Raw genomic sequence first — 22,502 nt, 5'->3', positions numbered from 1 at the left:
ACCCGCGAGCTCGACCGCTTGCCGATCGCCACTACAACCGGCAGAAGATTGGCAGCAATCAGTTCGTGGCACCGGGATCACGCTGTTTCGTCGCGAGGACGAATGCTCCTACTTGGCAAGCGATCTCATCAAGGACGCCGTTGCAGCGACTCGGTGGCGCTACGGCACTCCTCCCGAACAGGGTTTTGTGACGTTCGTGGATCGCTCCAGGACACGCAGCAAGCGAGACCCCGGATACTGCTACCAGGCGGCTGGCTGGCGTGCGATCGGCCGCACCAAGAAGGACGGCCTGTACGCACTGGGGCTGTCGCACGACGAGCTGGTAGCGGTCGAGCCGCAGCCGCCAGTCGGTGCGCAACTGGACTTGCTTCGAGCCGACACCAGCAACTGCATTCCCGCGTAGGTTCTCGGGTTGTCGCGTTCGAGGGGACGCTCCGATGCCGACCGACCAGTTTGCGGCAATGCGACAACAGTCGAGTGCAAAGTGCAAAGTGCAAAGACGCTCCGCGCTGCGCGCAGTGATCTTTCAGGGCACACAGACACACAGACACCGTGCTGAACACCCAACGGCCCACCCCAGACGCCGCCGGCTAACTCCGCGTGCCGGCCCTGTCGATCGCCTACACCTGGCGCAACCGATCACGGCGGGCCTGGGCCTGGCGAGAACCTTCGCCAGCCCGCCTCTACAATATGCATCCTCGGAGCGCAGACGGTCGGGCTCCTCAGGCCAAGGGGGGGATCGTGTCAGCGGGTGGCAACACAACACCGCGCCCCGAGGATGATCATTGGCTCATGGCGCGCTGGGGAGCACTCCATGTGTTCCTCGCCTTGGTTCTCAGCGGCCTCCTAGTTTACTGCGCGGTCAAGTACCACTGGAACGCCCTGGACACCATCGGGGCAATTGTGGCGCTCTGCGCGCTCTTCGTTGGGCTCGTTACCCTCGTGAAGAGGGTCCCCTTCCCTCCGAGGTACTTCTTCGCAGCGGCGCTTTCTCTTTGCCTGGTTGTCAGCGTGGTTTCGGCAACCTTCATCTGGGTTAACCAGCCGCAGAATGATCTCGATAAACCTACGGGCGCTGGTTCTCCCGGTGAACAAGAGGCATGCGTGGATCCCACCACCGGCTTCACTACGCCGTGGGGACCGGATCGCCCGTTGATCGAACGGGGAACAGGGACAGGTCCAGCTTTCAACAACGCAATGAACCACTACCGCAATTCCCCGTCAGACGATGGCAGGCAGGCAGTGATCGAGGCCAACGATGCCGAATTCATCGGATACGGAGGCTATTCCGTAGAACAGAACGTCCACGACGGTGGGACCTACCGCGTGCGCATGCGTCCTGTTAATACGGGTGCCCCAGGCAATGGTCAGACCGCGGCACAGAACGTTGTTGCCCGGCTCGTCAGCCCCGAATGCGCTAGCACCCAGTTTCGCGTGGTTGGAACCTTGACCTCCAGCAATGCCGTGCCGGACGTGGTATGGAGTTCGGTCACGTTCAGGGCCGACCGACCCTTTCGGATGGTCCTGTCCGAACGACCCTCGAAGGCGTGCTTTCCCGAGGTAACTGGACACTGTGACAACACCTTTGGCTTCAACCAGATTCCGGACGTCGGCCGCATCTTCTCGGCTGATGGCCTTCCGATTGGCTCAAGCGGCTTCGGTGGCCAGTTCGCGGGCAACTCCCATGTCGAAATGATGATCTATCTAACGCCCCGATTCGAATAGGAACGGACTCGGACGACGAGTGGGCCACCGAAGAGCAGCGCTGAAACATCGCTGCGGGTAGTACGGGTAGTAGAGCGACGGGCAGGGTCATCGTTGCTCACGAGGACGACTGCTCGGACTCATCGGCGAACCAACGCCAGCTGGGCGTGATCGATGAAGACCACGCCGCCAGCCCGGCCCACAGGATGGACCTGCAGCGTCAATGTCGCGTTGGCAGTGTCACCGCCGCCTGGCCTTTGAGGCCGGTCTGGGTCGTAGGTCGTAGGCGCAACCCGGGCTACTTCCCGACGCAAGAGGAACGAGGAAACTCCTGATGGCCCTGGACATCCACGCGAAATGGCGAAATGTCAGCCAGAGGTGTTCAGACGGCTCAACCACATGCCGTGGGACTCGTGCGACTAGAACAACGCCGTCGTCCAGGCTTGTCGAGCAACTGTCAGCGGTCCGGTTCTGCGACCGGCACGAGCACGCCGCTGGCCTCGTCGAACTCGTAGCCGCTCGGCGGATCCAACGGCAGCACAACGACGCTGCCGCCGGCCTCGGCGGCATAGCGATTCGCTTCCTCGACCTCGGCAACGGTGAAGACACTCAGCGCCTCGGGCCGGCCGGGCACCCGCACCATCATGGTGAAGTCGGCGATCTCCACAGCTTCTGACCGCTTACGGGGTTTTTGGACGACGTGGTAGGGGCTGGAGTCTTCGGTCACGGCACTATTCTCGCCCCCACCGCCGACACCGAACAATTCACGACGCCTCCGCCGGCGCGACGATGCAGCGCCCGTCACGGCGCTTCTTACACGATGAGGGAGTTCAAAGCGTCCTGAGGGGCATTAGTGGAGACCCACCGGAAGAGAATGGTTTCGTAGTCTTCGCGCTGATCTGGCCACCCGCGCACCGGTCGACTCAGGTGGAATCTGGTTCCCAGAAGTTCCGAACTGTCCGCGGTGGCTGAAGGGAGCTTAGGTAACGCACCGGCACCGTCGGTGCCCTGCATGCGCTTCTCTATCCACGCGAGACCGTGTGGTACCACGTCCTTTTCAAGGATGTTGTCTTCCACCACCCGGATGTTTTCCTTGCCTAGTGGGTGTTGAGCGGACAGAGTCAACGCGATAAGGCACCCTCTGATGGGTTCGTGGACGGATTTCCACGAACCACTTGCGTAGTGGACGCTGTTGGCCACGGGAACTACGAGACCACCGCCGACATCAATGGAGGTGACCACCGTGGCTTTGAGTCTTCCGTCGCCGACAAACTCAACCCTGTCGAACACGGCTTCGGTGCCGTCTAAGAACACGACTCTCGCGTCGTCGACGTAGAGGTTGCCGTTATTTGCGTTATCTTCTGGCGTGGGAGTATCGAGAAGACCCATAGGTGGTTCGCTTCCTGTGTCAGGTGTTTAGGTGTGCTGCAGGTGCTGGGGCAGCGGGATTTTGGCCGAGTTCATTACGATCGCCGCGGCGCCGCGCAGATCATCAAGGGTTACCGTGCTGGCTACGTCGAGATCGGCCGTTGTGAGGTCGATCGTGTCATCTTGCGCCAGGCGGTTTTTCATTTTGTCTGTGGACTTGTCGAGTATGTTGCGGATGAACCGACCGTTGTTGAGTACGTCGGTCAGGGTGAACCCTTCAGTGCCCTTCTCGATGAAGCCGGCATCACCAGCGGGGGTGGCGTAGAGGTATTCGACCAGGCTGCTGAGGTGTTCGCGTGCATCGTCGGTGAGGCTGACATCGTAGTTTCCTGCGATGAGATCGGCGATTTCGACGAGTTCGGTTGGGGTGTAGGACGGAAACTGCAATGTGTGGGGGAAGCGACCGCGCAGTCCAGGGTTGGCCGTCATGAGGTTATTCATCGGGCCGACGTAGCCGGCCAGGCACAGCATGGTGTCGCGGCGATGTTCCTCAGCGAACGTCATCAGAACGTCGAGCGCGATTCGTCCGAAGTCGCGTGCGTTGTCGTCCTGGTAGAGGGTGTATGCCTCGTCGATGAACAACACACCGCCTTGCGCCTCTTCCAGAAGTTTCCTGGTCTTCGCCTCGGTATCCCCGATGTGCTCACCCACCAGGTCGTGACGGTTGACTTCGCGGAAGTACGACGACCTCAACAGCCCCATTCCGCGATACATTCGGCCCAGGATTCGGGCGATGGAGGTTTTCGCGGTCCCTGGTGCACCGGTGAGCACCATGTGCAGCGGACCCTGTGCTTGGCCGACGGTGCGTCCGCGTTGAGCCATGATCTGGTCGTAGCGCTGCACGTTTTTCAGTTCGATTACGTGCGCCTTGACTGAGGTGAGGCCCACCAGGCTTGTGAGTTCACTACTGGCCTGCTCCAAGACTTTAGCCGCTGCCTGGCGCTGTTCGTCATCGTCGATGTCGGCTTGGGTGGGGCCTGAGGCGGGGTTCCATTTTTCGGTGCGGGCACTGATCGCGGCTGCGGTGGTGGTCAGTGGCGCATAGGTGGGATCGGCCAATGCCTCTATCGCGCCGGGAAGAAGGGTGCCGTTGAGGATGGCGGCCTGAAACGATGCCCGAGCGCTGTTCTCATCGCCCAAGCATCGTTGGCACAAACCTTTGTAGAAGGACGCTTCAGCGGCGATGACCGGTGCGATGGGTTTGCGCTGGACCAGCGGATCCAGGATGGTCAGCGCTACCTGGTACTGGGCCAGACTGGTTTGGGCAATGCCCAACAGTAACTCCAAGGAGTTGTCGATCTGCGGCGTAGCCGTGCCATTGGTTTGAGTGGCCCAATGAACCACATCAGTCCAGCGTTGCGTGACATAGTGCAGTGTCGCCCTGACGAACAAGTGGAGACGTTCGGTGATCGGCCGCGCTTCAGCATGCTCGGAGCGCAAGTCCAGACTGTTGAGCGCGTCCTCAGCCGCGTCGTAATCACCGGCCGAGATCAAGGTCATCGCCCACGCCAGCTGCAGGCCACCAGGTGTCGTCGGGTACAAGTCCAGGTAGCCCGCGGGCGCAGCGACGGAGGGCCGCAACGTCTCGTCGCTGAGCCCGTGGCGGCGAGTCTCACGATGCAGTGTGTCGCGAGTCTGTACGGCCATTCCCAGCACACCGGGGGTGACCTCCCCCGCCGTGGCGCGGCCCACCCAGGCATCACACATGTTGGGATCGCTCTCGGTTGCGCGGCGAAACGCGGACAGGGCCGCCGACTCATCGCGCGGGTCACCGAACAGCCCCAGTGCTGCCAAACCCCGGTCAAGCAAATCGCGTGCAGTCACTGTTGAGTCCCCCTTGAATCACGTGTTGAGCTGCGCGGCCGCAATTCTAGAGCCGCTGATTGCGTCTGTCCTTGATCAGAATCACGGTAGTGTTCGATACCGGGCGCTTCCTGGCCGGTTGTCTGCACCAACTCCCGTCCGCTGCCTGCGTCGCCCTTTGGTTTGGGTCGGCCGCGTGAGGGCAATCGGGGACTGGCCGCGCTGTCATAACCTGGCGCCGAATCATTGCCGGCCGGGCGGCGATCGTTACCGTGTCCGTGACCACGGTTATCTGGACGATCTGCGGCGTGCTGTTGGGCGCCGTCGGCCGTGGCGGCGGCGCGCTGCTGTTTGGCCTTCTCGCGGTGCTTGCGCACGGCATGCACCGCAGCTCCCGCGGCTGCTGCAGGCAGCGCGACCTCTGGGGCGGCGACATCGGCAGCTGCGGTCGCTGCTGCGCGTCCCTCCGTTGCGGCCGCACCTTTTTCAGCGGTGGCAGCGGCCGAGCGGCGGTTGAGAAGCCGCTCGGCGACCCATTTCTTGCTTACCTGGCTGCTTTGCGGACGCTGCGCGAACGTATCGAAGCTGGGAGCGCTTGTCGCGGACTCGGTGGAATGCTCGTCCGCGCCATTCTCACCACCACCGCTGCGATTGCGCCGGAACCGATCCCGCAGGCGATCAGCCTGGTCCCGGGCCTCGTCGACGCGGCCGCGGGCATTGTCGTAGCTGTCGCGTCCGTGCTGCACGGACGAACCAAAAGCGCCACGCACGCTGTGGCTGATGGTGCCGATCCCGTCGCTGTGGAATTGCCGCTCGATGAAGCGGAACAAGAGCAGCAGAACGACCGACGCGGCCATCACGATCAGCATGCGCGGGGTCACACTCAACGTCCCGTGCCCTAATGCCGAGGTTGTCAAGGCGAACCCCATCCACACCATTACCAGCCCGAGAAATGCTGTGTAGACGGCTAACTCGACGGCGTGGATGAGAAGCTGCCATCCGCAATGCTTGGCGTAATGCAACGCGCGCTCCGCCAGGCCGGTCATCCCGATCATGAAGGCCGGGCCCAGGACGGTGCCGAAGTATGCGGCTTTGAGACCTACCAAGAAATTCGTGATCGCCACGTACCAGAGGAATACCGACAGCACGAATCCGCACGCCATGAACACCGCCGCGGTCATGAAATCGCCGCCGCCAAGATGTTGGGCGTGGGCCATTGCGGTGACTGCGCCGCATCCACCTTCGCTGACCGGCCCCATCGCGTGCGCGGGACCCGGGCCTGACCCACCTCCGTTGACGATCGCTTGCGACCACTTGTCAGCACAGCCGGGCATGTCGTCGATGACCGTTCCGAAATTCACCACTTGTATCGGCTCGCGCAGAGATGAGGTGACCAGTTCTCCAAGAAGCGAATTCAACTGTGCCTCTAGTGATTGGCCAGGGGCGTAGGGGTTTCCGCGCGTCGCCTGGGCGATAGCGAAGCCGGTCTCGCGACCCAGTGCCAGCAGGCCGTGCTCGCTGTAGAGCTCCCCGATCGGGTCGGCGAAGACCGTCATGAGCAGCACCGTGAACAACGCACCGGTGCCGATCAATGCCCAGCCGCGGCCGCGGTCACCGCGCAAAATCCGCAGTCCTCCGATCGTCACGCACAGCGTCAGCGAGATCGGCCCCAGATACGCCATCTGGGCCACGGTGTTGACCGCGTTGTAGACCGGTCGAGCGATCGAGGCGATCGCCACCAACCATCCCGCCGACATGGCGAAACGCACCAGCCACAGCGAGACGCCCAGAAGAAACACGTATCCGCTGGTCGCCAGGGTCAGCCACCACGCTGCGGTGGAATGGGTTACCGCCGTCTCCACGGCTTGCCCCATCCATTTCATCCAGGATGTCGGGTCGAGCAGCGACACGTCTTGGCCGTTGTTGAGTGCGGCTTCCGGTGTGGAGACCATGGAAACGAAGTACGCGGCCGCCGGCACGTTGTAGCTGTCGCGCAACCCCGTCCACCCCACCAGAGCTTCTCCTGTGGAGGCAGCGGCGCGCGGAGCCGCGCATACTGCCCACAGCGCCAGGGCGTGAACCATTGTGATGACCGTGATGACTCGGCGTAGATGTGGGTTGGTGGCTGACCAATACGCCACGCGCTCGGTCATGCGGCGCTCCCCTCGAGCAGGGGTGTGCTGTCCATGTCGTCGGCGAGGTCGGCATTGGGTGCGCCATAGAATTTCACTCGCGACTTGCGGGCGAATTCATCGACGAGGAATCCTTCGCCGCGCCGGTGCGGGGCAACGATTCCGATTTCACTGTCCCCGTAGACGCGGGTGGTGTCGGCGGGGCTGGTGTCGACCATGTAGGACTCCACCACATCGGGGTATTGCTCAGGATCGATGCCCGCCCACGCCAGGGTGTCCTGTGCCAGCGTTTCGTCAGTGACGCGAAAGAGCCACTTCTGGGTGATGAATTTGTCGCCCATGCGTGCCAAATGCGCAAAGTCCTGGCAGATCAACCACACTCCGGTCGCGTGCTTGCGACCCTGGGTGGTGATGCGGTGGGCCGTGCGGGCGCCTGGTGGATAGGCCAGCAATTCGGCGCATTCCTCGAAGATGATGGTGCCGAACTGCTGGCGACGCTGGAACAGCTGGTGCTGGTCCAAGTCGACGAGCAGTCCGTACATCGCCATGCCTGCGACCTGACGGGTCTGCAGATCCAATCCTGCGCCTCCGGCTGACGCCGCGGCGGCGATATCTTCTGCTGAGGGCAGGGCCAGGTTCTCAGTCAGCCAGATGGTGACCTGGGATTCGGCACTGTCGTAGGGCTGGCGGGTCGGGTCGAACAGCGCTTGGGTGTAGTGCGACGACGCGGCCGCCTCCAACAGGAGCAGTAGTTCGTTGTCGTGCGGGTTAGGTTGTGCCCGAAGGTGTTCGATGAGGTCGCGCATCCGGCGAATACCGTTGGCTTCGCGGTGGTCTGGTCGAAGGGCCACCTCGAACTGTGCCCGCAACGTGCTGCGGGCGTCGATGCCGAGCATCGGCAGCACGTGGTCGGCGGCGCGGGATCCGGCTTCCTCGTAGGGGAAGATGACCAGGGGGTCCAGCGACATCGATGAGCGAGTGGGGTCGATCACCTGAATGTCGGGCGCGGATCGAAACGCCCGCGCCCATTCGCCGTTGGGGTCATAGATCCGCAGTTGGCCGCGGCGCAACATCAACTCGAATGCTGAGAGCTTGACGCGGTTCGATTTTCCTGAGCCCGGTTCACCGATGACAGCCAGTCCGGTGTTGTGGTTGCGCCGTGCCGCGCCTTCCGGGTCATGCAGGATGGGACGTCTGCGTGCGGTGTTCTGGCTCATCGCGACCAGGCTTCCCGTCGAGTTTCCGCATTCCTCACTGCTCAACGGCAGAAACCGTGACCAGCGGTGCGCGGTTGTTGGGTGCCGAAACTGGTTGACGGGGCTGCTGGTTTCGCTTCCCGGGTTGAAGGTCTTCCATAGGTGGCGGTGTGAGCCGCGGCGTCGGGCGAACGCAATGGTCACGGTGTCGAGTTCTTGACGGATCTGTTTGACCGCGTCGTTGATGACGTCGATCGACTCAGCCCCAACGGCGATCACCGTGGCGATGTCGAGCTCACGTTCGGTGGGGTTGGCGCTGAGTTCGCGGGAGAAGTCCATGGTGCCATCGAGCTTGTCGAGCAGTGCCTCGGCGTCCGCGTCGTCACGGCGGGCCGCACGCTGGTTCAGTTGATCGCGAAAGTTCTTGGCGTTGCGGCGATTGGTCGCCAAACCCTGTTCGGGGTGTCGGCTGTTGAAAAACTGCCCGTAGTCGATGACTGCGGGCGTATCAATCCTGTCGAGAGCCTGGAAGAAATTCGCCCGGGGAAACCTGATGCCCTTCTTCGGAAACGATTCCAGAGTCAGCAGGGCTTGATAGCTCACCGGTCCCACCAGTTGATCGTCGTTGTCGCGTTCCTGGACACGCACCAGCGAGTGCCGGCTCGGCCACCAGCGATACCGCCGTTCACTGCTGGCGCTCTCATCGAAATCCCAGCGCCCAAACATGTATCCGGGCATATCATCTGGACCGACCTCGCGTGGCGGCAACGGCTCCCGGAACACCCCGCGCAGCGCGGTGTGCCGGTGGTGCCAGAGAATCTGGGCCGGGGTCGCGGGCAGAATGTCGAACTCGTCGGGCATCGCCTCAACGATCTGCACGGCAAGCTCGGCGTAGGCACGCAACGACGACTCCGAATCGACGTCGCGACCGATCGCCCAGGTCGCCACCTTCCCCAACTTCCCGGCTGCGGTCCGGCCGTCTTTGCCTGAATCGACCGGTATGGTCAACCAATTCACGCGTTGATCCAGCCCGCGCCCATCCCCAATCTGGAGGGGATCGGCAATGACCGCCGGCCACTCCTGGCGGCAGTACCCTTCCCACGCCGAGTCCGTCTGATGCTGCCCCACCATGTTCGACACCAGAAGGTCCTGATCGGCATCGGCGACCAGACCGTAGAGCATGCTGCCGGAGGGAAGATTGCGGCCCAGGTTGCGGTGTGAGCCTGCAGCCCGCTTGAAGGCAGCCATCGGTTTCAAGATGGTCGGCACACCGTGCACCAGAAAATCGGCGTACACGCCCGAGTTCGTGAAACGGAGGTTGCCCACCACATTCGTGGGCGGATCGAACGACGCATCAACGTGAACCACGACGACTCCTCACCGTCACCGGAACTGAAGGGGCAGGCCTCACCGCAGGTGTCGAAGGCCCCACAGGGTTTGGCCGCACCGATGTCGCGGCGCGGCGCCCCGCCACCGCGGTGGCGAAGAACTGGGCGCGTGTGAAGAAATCGGGCCTGGCCTTGGGCAGCAGAAGCCTCAGAGCGACAACAAGGATGAACGTCGAGGCCACACCAACACCGAAAACCTTGAGCAGATCCGGTGACTGAGGGTGGTGTCGGATCCAAATCAGGACCGGCCCCATGATGAACAAGATCGTCGCCAGCTCCGGCCACCGGTACGGCCCGCCCATCAGCTTGTTGCCTTGTGATGTCTCACCGACCCAGATCTGAATGTCACGGATGCCGGTCCAGATGTGGGCGTTGTCCCCTGACCCCGGCGGGGCGTCGGACTGACTCATCAGGGGGTGTAGATGCTGTTGGAGTGAGGGAGTTCCTTGCGGACTTCCTGGTTTCCGAAGTCCTTTATCGCAACGATATTGGAGATCAGGATCGCCAGGAACACACCGCCGAAGAACACCCCGATGCCGGCTCCAATACCCGCCTTGACCGAGTACTTCAGCGACAAGAAGATCGCCAGGGCCATGGCGCCGATCACGCCCCAGAAAACGATCGAGCCAAACACGCTGGCGCCGAGCCCATTGAGTCCCCCGGCGGCGACAATATCAGTGACCATTTTTGTGATTTCCCTTCTTTTGCAACCGATTTAGATGACGCCCCGCCCCTTATGCGGACCGTGACAACAGTCAGCCTCCTGCCGGGCCTGGCGATGCTGGCTCTGGCTGCGAGTCGGCCAGGGCAGGAACCGGGTCAATACCGGCGACAAACCAATTGCCCCCGGACGCACGCAACTTCAGCGGATACGACAGGTCGTAAGGCGTCCAATTGGAAGAAGACACCGAGACGGTTACCCGAACCCCCAACAGGAAGTTGTCTTCGGGGACCTCAGGCGGGTCAGCGATCGCCGAAACACCGGTCACCGTGGCGCGGGCGTAAGGCGCCTTGATCGGCCTCAACCCTGAATCCGTGGTCACATATCGGTCCAAAGTCCCGGCCGGTTGGCATTCGCGCTGGGTGCCGTCCCCGGTGTTGGCCAGGCACGGGTTGTTGGTCAGAAACGTGCTGACGAAGCCGGCAAGCATGGTGGCAATGGAGTGGTTGTCGGCGATCGACACCGGATATCCCAGCTCGACATCAGCCCCAAGAGGCGGCTCGTCGACCGAGGCCAGATTGTCCAGCGCACGCACGGCGTCACCGCCATACACCCCCACCGGAATCTGGTAGTAGGCCCGAACCGGGGCGGCGCTGGCATACTCCTGCTCAGTCACCCCCACCAACACCCCATAGGTGCGCAGGTTGTCCAGCTCGCCGCCAGCTCGTCGCGCATACGCTGCCGGATGGGACACGATCAGCGACGGCGTGGCCGGCAGGGTCAGCTTCCCGGCGTTGGGAAAACACCGAGACAAATCCGTGCCCTGTGCGCTCGACGCGCTCAGATACGTTGTCACACAGTCGATAGCGAACGCCTTGACCAGATCGGCCGCGTTGATGGTCTTGTCGGCAATCTGCGCGATGGGAGGTGGAGGTTGCGGGAAAATCAAGTCCTTGAGAGTGCCCATACCGCTGATGGATGACGTCACCACGAGAACGCCGAGGATGATGCGGCCCGCGCCTCGGGTGCTGGTCCGCAACCGGTGCTCCCAGGTCTTGTTGAGCTTCACCACAACCTCCTCAGACCTCGTGCCCAATGAGCCGAATACTGCTGATCGCGAACTTGCCGTCGGACGGGTCGGCACGGTTGTCGTCGGACAACAGTGCTTCGTCGTTGGTCGCCGGTACCCCTGGACCCGACCCGAGAATCGAGCCGACCAGGTCACCGTTGGTGGGTTTGGCCGGCGCGGTGGTCGGTGTGGCAATCCGAGGCGGCCGGCTTGTCTCCTGGATGAGCACGGTCACCACCGAGGTCAACACACTTGGCATGGCCATGCGGACCTCGCCATGAGTCAGACCGGTGTCTTGGGACTTCACCGTGTTGGCCGGGTCATCGAAACTCCACTGCACCCGCTTGACCACCCGATACTGCGGCCAAGGATCAGCCTGATTGACGGCATTACCCTTGAGGACCGCCCCTGGGGTGATCGCCACGGCCGTAACCCGCGCGGGCCGATCCAGAACCAGCGTCAAATACTCGCCCGGGGTGTCGGTTGCACACACCCACGGCGCATCCGAGTTTGGATCTGCCACCAACTGCGCCGGAGTTGACCCCGGCAACCGATCACATGCCGAGGTCGCGGTGAACCGCAGCGGCCCATCGACCGCTTGAGGAGTCTGCGACACCGGAGGTGGGGGCGCAGGCTTGGCCACCGGGCTCGGCGGCGTCGGTGGCGGAACAGGATCGCGCGAGGTCGCCGTTGCGATCACCAGCGTGACGATCGTGGCCACCGCCGCCGCAGCGGCAAAACCGCCGGCTACCCACGGGTTGAATCGGCGCGAACGGCCCTGCTCCTCGGTGTCAGGGCTGCCGATGCCGGTGAGGTAAGCGGTCGCATCGAGGTCAACCGGCGTCGAGGGCGGTTCAGCCCCGCCCAGCAGTGCGTCGCTGGCAACGGCATCCAGTGAACCCTCGTCCTCGTCGAGATCTTCGTCGAGCTCGTCGGCGTAGACGTCATCGTCGCTGGGCTCTCCGTCGAGATCCGAATCACCTTCATCGCCGTATTCATCGGACATATCCGGTTCATCGAAACCAGCGTGGCCGAAACGATCCGCCTCGTCGCTGCCGTCGGCGCCCTGATCCACAGTGGTTCGGACATCACCACTGGACCCGTACTGACGCTTCAACCGGGTAATCCATTCGGCCGGTTCACGATTCGGTTCGGTCATCGACGGACCTCGTCCCCGAGGGAAAGCCCACCCGAAACTGGCTGGCGGCCAGGCCAAGTGGGCGGCGGACGCAATCCGTTCTCATCACCACGGACCAGGTACAGCTCCCCCGCTGCCGCCGACAACGGTCTACCGTTGCCGACCGCCTGCACGATCGACGACGCCGGCGACACAGGAGCGTTGCACAGGTGACCGGCATGATCGCGATCAGCCTCGCCCCTGTGACGCAACCACCACCGAGCACCCAGCCACACCGCAACCAGCACGCACACCAGCGGCCAATGGCTGACGATCAGGTCGAGGACCGCAACCACGGCAAGGCCCACCAGTGCGCAACCCATCGCCAGCACTGTCAGCAGCAACTTCATGGTCAGCCCCTTCAACATATGGTCAGCTTTGGTCGTCAGAATAGTCAGCTTCAGGCGATTTTGTCGACGGCCATAGACGACTTTGGTTGAATATGGTTGATTTCTGGTGTGGAAGACATCAACAACAGCCACGACTCGGTGGCCGACAGCGGACCCGCGCGACTCGACCACTTCGTCCGCAGACGCACCGCACAGTTGCGCATCAGTTCCAGCGAACTGGCCAGCAGGGGCGGCCCCGATCGGTCAACCCTCCACAAAGCCATCAACGGCACCGGACGCCGACTCCGGGAATCAACACTGACCCGCATCGACAGCGCCCTCGGGTGGGCACCCGGGTCAGCCGCACGAGTCCTCGACGGAGGCCTCCCCGAGACCCGGATGGCCCTCACCGGCACCGACGACCACGCCGTCACTGTCATCGGCGCCTCGCTGGACATCCTGCGCGAAGCCCGCGATCTCATCAGGGAATCCGAAGCGCTGCTGCAAGGTCTGCTCGGCGACCGCACCGACCAGCCACAGGTGAGTTAGATGCCCACCGCCATAGACACTTTCGCCGAACAACGCCGCGCCTGGATCGCCGGACACGCCGGCATCCTGCTCATCCAAAAGCGTCGCGCCGAACGCCTCGGCAAGGCCATCCGAGCACGCGACCGTGCCCGAACAGGAGCACGCCCGGATCCCCACGACGACGACGTCACCGCGCCCCTGGTGTTCCGCCAGATGTCCACACCAACCGGAGGATTCGAGACCGCCCTGGTTGTGATCTGCGCGCTCGCCGCCCCGCTCGCATGGCCCCTTGGACGACTGCTCTACGGCAAAATCACCACACTCATCCCCGACCGCTTAATGGGCTACCCGATCCCCGCGCTTTTCGGTACCGCCGCCATCTGCGGCCTGCCACTTCCTGTGGTCTACGACCCTGCAGCCAGCTTCACCTCGGTCGTCCTCGTGCCCTGGCTCCTCGCACAACTACCCGCAGTGTTTCTCACCGCCGCGATCTACGGCATCCTCGAAGGCTGGTTGGCCGTTGAAGGCTCCAGCCACTGGTGGCCGCTAACCCCCGAGGCCACCGACGTCGACGAGAATCTCTTCCTCGGCGGCCGCGACGTGGCGATGCCCACCCTCCTCGATCCACCGACCCCCCAGGCTTCCCGACGCCGGCCACTCTCAGTTCCACGCTTCGGAGCCCCCACCCTGCACTGGACACCACTGCTGGTCTCCAGCGCCCCCGTCGTCCTCGGAACCCTCTGGTACGTCTGGCAAATCGCCGCAGCGATGCTGCACCTGCCCTTCGACATGCTCCACAACAGCCCACCAGCCTACCCCGCCGACTACGACTACACGCCCTACCCCTGACACCGCCATGGACAACGCACTCGTACTCACCGCCCCGCTGCCCACCCTCACCTTCGGCGCCCGCCTCACGGCTCTGGCATCGGCTGCCATCGACGCGATATTCAGCTCCGCCGCCGAGGCGGAACGCAGACGCGCCCGACTCTATTTCCGGATCGTCCTCGCCCTGGCCACCGCCACCTCCATCGCCGGAAACGGCGCTCACGCATGGGTTTCAGAGACCATCGACGTACCACGCCAACTCGCGGTCGCCGTAGCTGTCGCCCCACCGATCATCCTCATGCTTTCCATCGAGGGCCTCGCCATCCTCGTCCGCAACCTGCGCACGTTCAACTTCGTCGCATGGGTGGCTCTGACCATGACAGCCCTGATCGCTGTCGGGGCCTTCGTTCTGTCCTTCGAATCCCTGCGCGACCTCGCAATACGCTCAGGAATCAGCATCGGACTGGCCTTCTTGTGGCCAACGATCGTCGATGTCACCATCGCCCAATCCACCATCGCACTGGTCGTCCTGACCCCACGGGCCAAAGACCCTGAACCCGAAGACGTCGAGCTCGACACAGACGATTCAGCCGAAGCAGACGACGACAACTGCACACCCGATGCCGACCACGGGTTACGCGCCATCAGAGTTCTCAACGCCCGTCGCCGACTTCGCAAAAACACCGACGAAGTGCAACGCGTTCTCGCACTCGCCGACCGCGGCGAAGAGGTCGCCGACATCGCCGCACAGACCAAGATGCACCCGAGCACGGTGCGGCGGATCATCGCCGCCGACCTGGCCGACGCATGAAGGGATTCCGGTCGCTCACGAGGCAGCGATCGTGCAGGAGTTGCTGGACTCAGCGCAGTCCCCGCGGTCTCCACGATGTCCAGCGTTGCGGTGACCGCCGGGACAGGGCGTACAGGTACTCATTGAGGTTGCCGCCGTTGAACTGTGCGATGGTGACCACGTCGTCACCAGCTTGGTGGATGGCGGCTGCATGGATCGCCGGGGTCTGTTCGTCGAGACTGATCGTGGGATCGCCGAATGTGGCTCCACATTCCCGGCATTGGTAGTAGCCGAACAGGATTGGCTTGTTAGAACCCTGCTCGAAGTGAGGGTAAACGTTATCGCCGGTCATGATGTGCGGGCCCGTATCTAACCCCAGGTGCGCAAGAATCTCCAGAACCTCGTCAGGGCTTGCCCACACAACTCCTTCGCGGCCCGGACTCCAGAGGCGTCCGCCGTTGCCGAACTCACGTGCATCCATCCACCGTGGCAGCAATCGGAGGTAGTCATCACTGGCGCCGAGGTCGCGCATCTCGTGCGAAGCCAAGACGGTGCCGTCCTTGGCGTGAACGGGTTCCCATTCGCCGAAAAAACACCGGAATGGCCACCCGGCTTCGTTGATCTGGCGCCGATCAAGCACGACGTCTCGTTCCACGACGGCACTGATCGTGATCGGTTTGCGGCTGGTGCCGTAGACGCTAACGACTTTCTGATCACTGAAGTCGGGATCGGTCTCGATCGGACCGTCAACGATCACGCGGTAGACATCGCCGGGCACCGGCCCCACTCCCGGGGCGACGTACTGCGCGGCATAACCTCGCGCCACCCCGAGATGAGTGGTGAAGTGCACCCGATCGGGCTCATATTTCGGCATCTGCACGGGCAACCCGGGAGTCAACAAATACGCCGCGGTGTAGTCTAATCCGAGCTCAGCGGCCGGATAGATCAGACCTCCGGGCCGGCCTCCAGGCACACCGCCGTGATAGAACGTCCGCTTCCATTTCCGCTTCTGAGTTTTCTTCGGCATTGGATCCCCCATCCCCCCATGAGATTTGACCGAGACGCTACTGCTGGCTACCGACAAGGGCTGGGTGTGGTGGCCGAGCCGGCGCCGTGGCGGCGTCTTCGCCGCGGATGGTGATCGGTTCCAGCGGGACGTCGAATTTGGCGGTGTTGAGTTGCAGAGACTTTGCGCCGTACTGGTCGATCCAGATATCGGGGCTGTAGCCGGGGCGCGGGGGGCCGACTGCGACCGCGCTGCGTGCTCCTGGGCAAGGATTGCTGCTGCTGATGTGGTGAAAGACCATGGTCGGCGGCCGAGGTGGTTGCTCGGTGTGATCTCGGGTCGTCCAAATCCTCGAGGAGGCACCGGTCATCGCCCACCGGCCCCTGTCGTCGTAGACCGCGACGAGCTCGCCGGCGGCCGAGGCACGCCGGATCAGCTGTCGCACAGTGGCATCGTCGACGTTGGCCGCGATGCGGGTTGGTCCGGCCGGGTCGAAGAACGGAATCAGCACCGACCCGGCCTCTCCTGCCGCGCGGTCGTCGCGCGTCGCGCCGATCAGAATGCCTGACGGACCGACTGCGACAGTCTCGTCGAGTGTGTCGGTCAGCTCGATCGTCGGCAACATGGTGGTCAGTCGCGCCGCACCAGGGATGGTGCGCACCAACACCTCCCACTGCCGGCCCGTGCACCGACGCAAGGTCGTGGCCGGGGTAGTGCGAAGCGGTCGACTCGTCACCAACCGCACGAGGGCACCAACACGCACACCCTCGTCGTAGCGGCGCAGCGCGACCACCACTGTGGTGTGGTCAGCATCAATCGACCAGAGATCTTCCAAGGCTCGCGGTGTGAGGTGATCGGCGGGCAGGTAGTAGCTGGTGGTGTATCCGTGCCCTGGCTGATGCAGTGTGGCCCAGCGATCGTGGTAGGTCGCGTCGAGGCGTTCAGCTCCCCCTACGGTGGCCGCGGTGGTATTGCGCATCTGGGCTGCGGTGAGAATCTCGGCGCGGCATCCGGCTTGGCGCAGCGCTTTGACAATGCGTTGTGTCGCAGCGATTACAGCGGTCACGCTGTTGGGACGCCACATCAGACCCGAGGTGGTGTCGGCGGCGTGGGTGTCGAGGCGAACCACCAGGGTGGCGCTGCGTTGCCCGACGACGGGTCGACTTCCGATGAAAGCGGTGAACGCAGCGCCGTAGGGGTCAGCGGTGTAGCTGCGGGAACCTTCGGCAACAACATCAACATCCACCCCCAGACTGGCCCGTTTCATCTCACCGGCGATGACAGTCAACGGCACAGTGTTGGGTGTCTCAGCCCGATTGGCCGTCAGCAGGGTGGGCAGGTACGGCCGGCCCCACAGCGCCACCATGGTGACGACCGTGTGGTCCTCGACGAGCACCCCCACGTGCGTGGTGTCGTTGATCTCGACGTCGGTGAAGCGATCCTTGCGAACGCGATCGACGGCCGCAGCGTCGGGCTGCTCCTCGTCGTCGTTCGGCGAGCTGAGGTCCGGGCTTGGCCCCTCTTCGCGCTTGTCGTCCGAGGGAGGTTGCATCGCCTCGTGCAAGTGGTGGCGGCGGCGACCAACCCAGTGCGCAAACTGGATTGCCCACTGCCACAGGGTCATATCCCGAATGGGAACTACGAACAGCGACACCGCGAGAACGGCGGCGACCGCGACTGCCCACACTGCCCTGGCGCCGGCGGCGTACACGGCAGCCGCGATGGGCAATGCGGCGATCTCGGCGGCAATGAGCTTGCCGACGTACGGATTCAGAGCCATCGATCCTCCCATGCGCCCGCCGAAGTTTCAGCGCGGCGACGTCGTCTCATTACAGTCATTCCCCAGGCCGCAGCGCCGATCACCATCGCGGCGATGCCAGCGACTGCAGCTGCGCCCCATCGTGGCCGTGGATCAGGGGCCGGGGGTGCAGGTTGGTGTCGCAGGGGCATGTCCACTCCTGGCGCCAGCCAATCCCCGGGTGGCACATCCCATGTCAAGGCCGCCACCGGGTCGAGCACGCCGTATCCCACCACTGTGTCGCGGCCTCCAGCAGGGGGTGTGGCGGTCGCTTGCAGACGCCGAATCACCTGGTGCGCCGAAAGATCCTTGAACTTGGCGCGGACTAGAGCCGCGACGCCGGTGGTGTAGGCCGCGGCGAACGAGCTGCCCACGATCGGCTTCAGCTTGTCGCCGTCGATGGAGGCGTTGACCACTTTCCCGTCGGGGGACAACCCCACGGTGTCGGTGCCTGGCGCTGCCAGGCCGACCCACGGGCCGTGCAGCGAGGCCGCTTGATCGGTCAGGGGGGTGCCGGAACTGTCGGTGGCTGCCACCGTGAGCACGAACTGGTCGAAAATCGCTGGTGCCGCGATGGTTCGGACGCTATTCCATCCCAGCGGATCATCGGGTGTGTTGGGCGAGGGTTCAGGGTTTTGGTCCTTGCATTGCTCGGTACCCGCGTTGCCCGCGGCCGTGACGATGACGACGTCGCGGTCGACGGCTGCGTATCGCAGTGCGGCGCCCAGTTCGGTCAGGTCGGCGGGCTTGGCTGACGAAATGCACGCCACCACAGAAATATTGATGACTTTGGCACCAAGGTTGGCCATATGCACCACTGCCTGGGCCATGCCATGGATATCGCCGACGCGGCGCACATCTTGGGTGTTCTCTCCGAACTTGGGTTCGGCGAATCCGAAGGTTTGCGCGGTCTGACGGATGCTGATCAGCGTGGCGTCCGGGGCGATCCCGATCACCCCGTCTGGCCCACCACCTGGTGGTGGAGACGCGGGCGCGGGCACGGCCGGTGCCGGACCCCACGCCGGAGCTGCCTCCGCCGGAGGAGCGTCCCCCGGAGGCGGAGGGGGTGGCGGCGGTGGAGGTTGGGTGACAGTCGCGGTCACCGTCACTGTGGGCGGCGGGGGCGGTGGCGGTACCGGAACCGGTTGTGGCGCACCTTGAAGCGGAGGGGGCGGGGCGGCGTCGACGGGCCGCACAGGCAGCGGGGCGCCGGAGGGCGCAGCACCGATCAAGGAAGCGATGAGGGTGCCGTGCGCGTCGCAGTCCGACAAGCCGTCACCGTAGCGACCCATCACGTAGTCACCTCCGGCGACCAGGTGCGGTAAACGCGGCTGCGGGGCCACCCCCGTGTCGATGATCCCGACCACCACACCCGCCCCGGTGGATTCCTTCCACGCCGCGGGCATGTCGAGCATCTGAAGCGGAGCGGGCAGTTCACGAAAATCGCTGCCGGGAAGTTCGGCGGTCTGCACGCATCCGGCGACCTGTTTCATCGGCTCGGCCGGGGCAGGCTCAGGGTCGGCGGGGGCGGGACCCGGCGGCACAACGGGCGGTTCCACTGCCCAGGCGGCCCCGGTGTCGCAGACAGCCACTACCGTCGTGACCAGCCCTGCGGCGAGCGCGACGCGGCATCCGCGTCGAATCCCGCTGTTCATCACACGTCACCGAGCATGTTGCGCATCATCGAGGCCAAGCCCAGCAGCCACACCGCCAGCGGCAGCAGCGGGAGCAGCAGCGCGTACTCAACGAATTCGACAATGCGTCGAATCGGCGCGTTCACTTTCGCGGCCACCACAACCAGGCCGACCAGCAGCCCGAGCGCGCCGATACCCAAGATGACAGCAACGCACATTAGCGATGTCGTCAGGTCCGGTGGTGTGGTGGAGGCCGCGTAGCGCCCGATCATCACCGCTACCGCCACGACTGGAGCGACCGTCAGGATGATCGATTGCCACCGGTCAGCGAACGAACGTGCTCGCAACAGCACGATGAGCGCGATGGACACCGCCACCACCAAGTACCACGCTGCGTACTTCTGTCCGGGGATGACCGCATAGCGGGCGGCCACCACCATCACTGCCGCGCAGCCCAGCATCGCCCCGGTGGCCACCGCGTTGCCACGTCGAGCCCATCTCGCGATCTGCTCAGGTTTCTCAGTGCCGGCCGGGTACACAGGGGAGACCGAGTCGCGCGGTGAATTGGGGCGTCGTTCGAAGACTCCGCGCCCGGTCAGTGACGGGAACCACGGCCCGGGAACCCCGGAGGTGATCACCATGGTGTTGGAGGTGTAGGTGACGATGATGAGCACCACGATCAGCATCACCATCGCGAGTCGTTCAGGTCGCACCTGCCACTCTGATCCCTGTACGGTCAGGACCGCCGCGGCGGCCAGACCCGCGACGACGATCGCCGCGACTGCGCTCAGATGTCGATCGGTCCAGATGGCCAGCAGTATTGCCGCGCCGGCCGCTGCCAGGACTGCGGCAAGAGCGTGCCAGGTTGTGGGATGCCCCGGTATCGACGTTGCCACTGCGGCGGCCAACGGGATGATGGCCGTCCAAGCGAACCCATCAGCGGCGGCGCGCCGTTGCGGCTGGCTGGCGTTAGCAGAGGCCCAGGCTCCAGCGATCAGCGCGACGGTCAGCACCCACGACACCGCCGCGGGGACCCATCCACCGCTGTACCACCACGAGCGCAGCAATATGAGCTCCGCCCATGCGGTGAGAGCGGCGCCGAGGGCCAGTGCCACCTGGCGCGGTGTGTGCTCGTCGGTGCGGGTGAGTTGGCGCTCAGCCTGTTGGGCAACTGCGCTTGATACGTCCTCAATGACCGGCTCGAAGCGTTCGGTGACCTCAGAAGGCAACAGCCACAGGCAATCCCCGTCCAGCACGCCGGCTTCGTCGAGGGTGTGCTCGGGGTTGAGAGGTTGAGTGTCGGCCCGGCATAACCTATACGTCGGGCCGACCTTCAAGATCGGTTGGCGGCGGCGACGCAGCTTCTTGTTGATCGAGTCGATCAAGTCTTCGACGATGACGACCAATTCGACTTTGGCGGGGAGCACAAAGTCCATTTCGGTGTTGTCGCCCACGAAGATCACCACGCGTGTCAGCGGGGCAGGATCAGCGATCGCGGCCGCACCGTCGGTGCTGGCAGCTGGTGGCGTGGTCACTGGGCGGCTCCCGTCGCGGTGTAGCCTCCGGCCAGGCACGCGGCCACTTCCAAGATTTGCCGTGCGGTGGCAGGGGCCAGTTCGTTGATGTCGACGATGGCTGAGGTCGCCAGGTGCGGATCGTGGGGCATGATGAAGATCCGTTCCCGGGGTACCCATCGGCTGTAGCGTTCGGCAACGGCGTCGACGAACGCTTGGATCTGCTTGCGGTGCTTGGTGTTTACCGGCAGACGGTCATGATTGATGATCAGCACTATCCGGCTCATCAACGAGCGGTAGTCGGGATGGTTGTACAGCCAATCGATCTCCTTACCGGCGCCTTCGACACTTTCTGGGATCGCTGACGTCACCATCACCACGGCGTTGGCGTGCGCCAGGGCGGTGGCTGCGATCGGGTCTTCAATGTTGACGCCGCAGTCGGTGAGCAGCACGTTGTAGTGCTCCTCGAGGCATCCACGTGCCTGCAGGTACAACTCCGGATCCACGGCACCGGCGCTACCTGTGGCCCCTCGGTGCGTCGGGGAAGCCAACACGTCCAACCCGGCGGTGTTGTGTCCAACGCGTGCTCGCATGTCGGAATACCGCTTGATGTTCTGCGCGGCGACGATCTCGTGGTAGGACGAGGCTGCCGAACGGTCAATGCGCCCAGCAAGGTTCGCGCCGTGGCTGGGGTCAGCATCGATGGCGATCGTATGTTCGTGCTCACGCAGCCGTGCGATTTCCGATCCCAGCATGATCGTCATCGACGTCTTGCCGACACCGCCCTTACCGCCAAGCACCGCAATCGAGAACGTGCCTGCCATGGGCGCGGCGACCTGGGCTCGCATGGCCCGTACCCGCTGTTCATCCGGGGACTCCCCGGTGTTGACCGTGCCGAATGTCAGTCGATAGAGCCATTTGCGCCAGCCCTGATTTGACGGGATCTTCTTGGTCTCGACGAAGTCGGTGGCGCGGACCTGTTCACCGAGCAGCTCACCGTTGCCCGCGGCCGACACGAATCCTGACCCACCCCCTGTCCATCCGAAGGAATTGGGTTGCGGTGCAGAGGCTTCCGGTGCCATGTGCTGGACTGCGCCGTGGCCCGCTTGCCAACCGTGTGTCGGCTCGACGGATTCGCGTCCTTGATACTGCGGGGCGGCAGCGCCCTGGGGGGCGTATGTGGTTTGTGCGGCGCGGATATGCGCTGGAGTGATCTGCTGAGTGAGATCGTCGTACTGGACCGGCGCCGCGGGATGCTGCGGTGGCGGGGCGGTCGGGGGACGATTTTGGATAGGGGCGCCGCCTGTGGCGTCGACTCCCTGTCGATGTACGCCCGGCCCGGGGCCACGCGGCGGTGTTCCTGGTTGTGGCGCACCGTTGTTCGCGCGGTCCGCAGTGTTGTCGGACGAAGACGCTCCCATCCGGTTCAGGAAGTCTTGCTCGCTCATGATTTTCCCCTCAGCTCCCCCGGTCAGCAGCATGTTTGTTGCCGCAAGGCTGGTGTTGTTCTCAACAAA

20 protein-coding genes are annotated in these 22,502 nt (G+C 63.9%); 5 read left to right on the top strand and 15 right to left on the bottom strand.

Features of this window, described 5'->3' with window-relative positions:
* Positions 1-112: 112 nt before the first annotated feature.
* Both AB0876_RS33265 and AB0876_RS33260 read left to right on the top strand, forming a co-directional pair.
* The gene (locus AB0876_RS33265; RefSeq protein ID WP_526044150.1) at positions 113-403 is read left to right on the top strand and encodes a hypothetical protein; all 291 of its coding nucleotides are present in this window, start codon (positions 113-115) and stop codon (positions 401-403) included.
* 389 nt (positions 404-792) lie between these two features.
* Positions 793-1,725, top strand: coding sequence for a hypothetical protein (locus tag AB0876_RS33260; RefSeq protein WP_448499665.1), 933 nt, complete (start codon positions 793-795; stop codon positions 1,723-1,725).
* A 436-nt stretch (positions 1,726-2,161) separates the two neighbouring features.
* On the opposite strand, the gene AB0876_RS33255 is transcribed toward AB0876_RS33260, so the two are convergent.
* From AB0876_RS33255 to AB0876_RS33210, 10 genes are all read right to left on the bottom strand, one after another.
* Entirely contained in the window at positions 2,162-2,431 is a 270-nt protein-coding gene (locus AB0876_RS33255; protein WP_526044149.1) for a hypothetical protein, read from the bottom strand.
* An 86-nt stretch (positions 2,432-2,517) separates the two neighbouring features.
* Positions 2,518-3,093, bottom strand: a complete 576-nt coding sequence (locus tag AB0876_RS33250; RefSeq protein WP_448499668.1) for a hypothetical protein — start codon at positions 3,091-3,093, stop codon at positions 2,518-2,520.
* A gap of 27 nt (positions 3,094-3,120) precedes the next feature.
* Complete coding sequence (locus AB0876_RS33245) at positions 3,121-4,956, bottom strand: AAA family ATPase (RefSeq protein ID WP_526044148.1); 1,836 nt, start codon at positions 4,954-4,956, stop codon at positions 3,121-3,123.
* A complete protein-coding gene (locus tag AB0876_RS33240; RefSeq protein WP_526044147.1) occupies positions 4,953-7,088 on the bottom strand; it encodes a hypothetical protein in 2,136 nt (711 codons plus the stop codon). The genes AB0876_RS33245 and AB0876_RS33240 overlap by 4 nt, the downstream gene beginning before the upstream one ends.
* Positions 7,085-9,631 carry an ATP-binding protein gene (locus AB0876_RS33235; protein ID WP_526044146.1) on the bottom strand — a complete coding sequence of 849 codons (2,547 nt, stop codon included), beginning with the start codon at positions 9,629-9,631 and terminating at the stop codon, positions 7,085-7,087. Before AB0876_RS33235 ends, AB0876_RS33240 begins: the two co-directional genes overlap by 4 nt.
* Positions 9,618-10,061, bottom strand: a complete 444-nt coding sequence (locus tag AB0876_RS33230) for a hypothetical protein (protein WP_526044145.1) — start codon at positions 10,059-10,061, stop codon at positions 9,618-9,620. The genes AB0876_RS33235 and AB0876_RS33230 overlap by 14 nt, the downstream gene beginning before the upstream one ends.
* Positions 10,061-10,336, bottom strand: a complete 276-nt coding sequence (locus AB0876_RS33225) for a hypothetical protein (protein ID WP_448499675.1) — start codon at positions 10,334-10,336, stop codon at positions 10,061-10,063. The genes AB0876_RS33230 and AB0876_RS33225 overlap by 1 nt, the downstream gene beginning before the upstream one ends.
* Before the next feature lie 70 nt (positions 10,337-10,406).
* Entirely contained in the window at positions 10,407-11,381 is a 975-nt protein-coding gene (locus AB0876_RS33220; protein WP_526044144.1) for a conjugal transfer protein, read from the bottom strand.
* Between the two features lie 10 nt (positions 11,382-11,391).
* Entirely contained in the window at positions 11,392-12,540 is a 1,149-nt protein-coding gene (locus AB0876_RS33215; protein WP_526044143.1) for a hypothetical protein, read from the bottom strand.
* Complete coding sequence (locus tag AB0876_RS33210) at positions 12,537-13,040, bottom strand: hypothetical protein (RefSeq protein ID WP_526044142.1); 504 nt, start codon at positions 13,038-13,040, stop codon at positions 12,537-12,539. The genes AB0876_RS33215 and AB0876_RS33210 overlap by 4 nt, the downstream gene beginning before the upstream one ends.
* Between AB0876_RS33210 and AB0876_RS33205 the strand changes: the two genes are divergently transcribed.
* From AB0876_RS33205 to AB0876_RS33195, 3 genes are read left to right on the top strand one after another with little or no spacing between them, the layout of a single operon-like run.
* Positions 13,017-13,436, top strand: a complete 420-nt coding sequence (locus AB0876_RS33205; protein ID WP_217340948.1) for a helix-turn-helix domain-containing protein — start codon at positions 13,017-13,019, stop codon at positions 13,434-13,436. The two genes, AB0876_RS33210 and AB0876_RS33205, sit on opposite strands and share 24 nt — an antisense overlap.
* Positions 13,437-14,264 (top strand): hypothetical protein, encoded by an 828-nt coding sequence (locus AB0876_RS33200; protein WP_526044141.1) that lies wholly within the window; start codon positions 13,437-13,439, stop codon positions 14,262-14,264.
* Between the two features lie 7 nt (positions 14,265-14,271).
* Positions 14,272-15,054 (top strand): DUF2637 domain-containing protein, encoded by a 783-nt coding sequence (locus tag AB0876_RS33195; protein WP_526044140.1) that lies wholly within the window; start codon positions 14,272-14,274, stop codon positions 15,052-15,054.
* Between the two features lie 49 nt (positions 15,055-15,103).
* Here AB0876_RS33195 and AB0876_RS33190 read toward each other — a convergent pair whose 3' ends face one another.
* From AB0876_RS33190 to AB0876_RS33170, 5 genes are read right to left on the bottom strand one after another with little or no spacing between them, the layout of a single operon-like run.
* Positions 15,104-16,117 (bottom strand): hypothetical protein, encoded by a 1,014-nt coding sequence (locus AB0876_RS33190; protein ID WP_526044139.1) that lies wholly within the window; start codon positions 16,115-16,117, stop codon positions 15,104-15,106.
* The gene (eccE, locus tag AB0876_RS33185) at positions 16,098-17,819 is read right to left on the bottom strand and encodes a type VII secretion protein EccE (protein ID WP_526044138.1); all 1,722 of its coding nucleotides are present in this window, start codon (positions 17,817-17,819) and stop codon (positions 16,098-16,100) included. The genes AB0876_RS33190 and eccE overlap by 20 nt, the downstream gene beginning before the upstream one ends.
* Entirely contained in the window at positions 17,810-19,492 is a 1,683-nt protein-coding gene (locus tag AB0876_RS33180) for a S8 family serine peptidase (protein ID WP_526044137.1), read from the bottom strand. Before AB0876_RS33180 ends, eccE begins: the two co-directional genes overlap by 10 nt.
* Positions 19,492-21,006, bottom strand: coding sequence for a type VII secretion integral membrane protein EccD (eccD, locus tag AB0876_RS33175; protein WP_526044136.1), 1,515 nt, complete (start codon positions 21,004-21,006; stop codon positions 19,492-19,494). The genes AB0876_RS33180 and eccD overlap by 1 nt, the downstream gene beginning before the upstream one ends.
* Positions 21,003-22,433, bottom strand: coding sequence for a MinD/ParA family ATP-binding protein (locus tag AB0876_RS33170; protein WP_526044135.1), 1,431 nt, complete (start codon positions 22,431-22,433; stop codon positions 21,003-21,005). Before AB0876_RS33170 ends, eccD begins: the two co-directional genes overlap by 4 nt.
* Positions 22,434-22,502: the final 69 nt, after the last annotated feature.

Source organism: Mycobacterium sp. NPDC049093 (assembly GCF_040704635.1).
GTDB lineage: Bacteria > Actinomycetota > Actinomycetes > Mycobacteriales > Mycobacteriaceae > Mycobacterium.
This window is presented reverse-complemented; position numbering and strand designations above follow the sequence as displayed.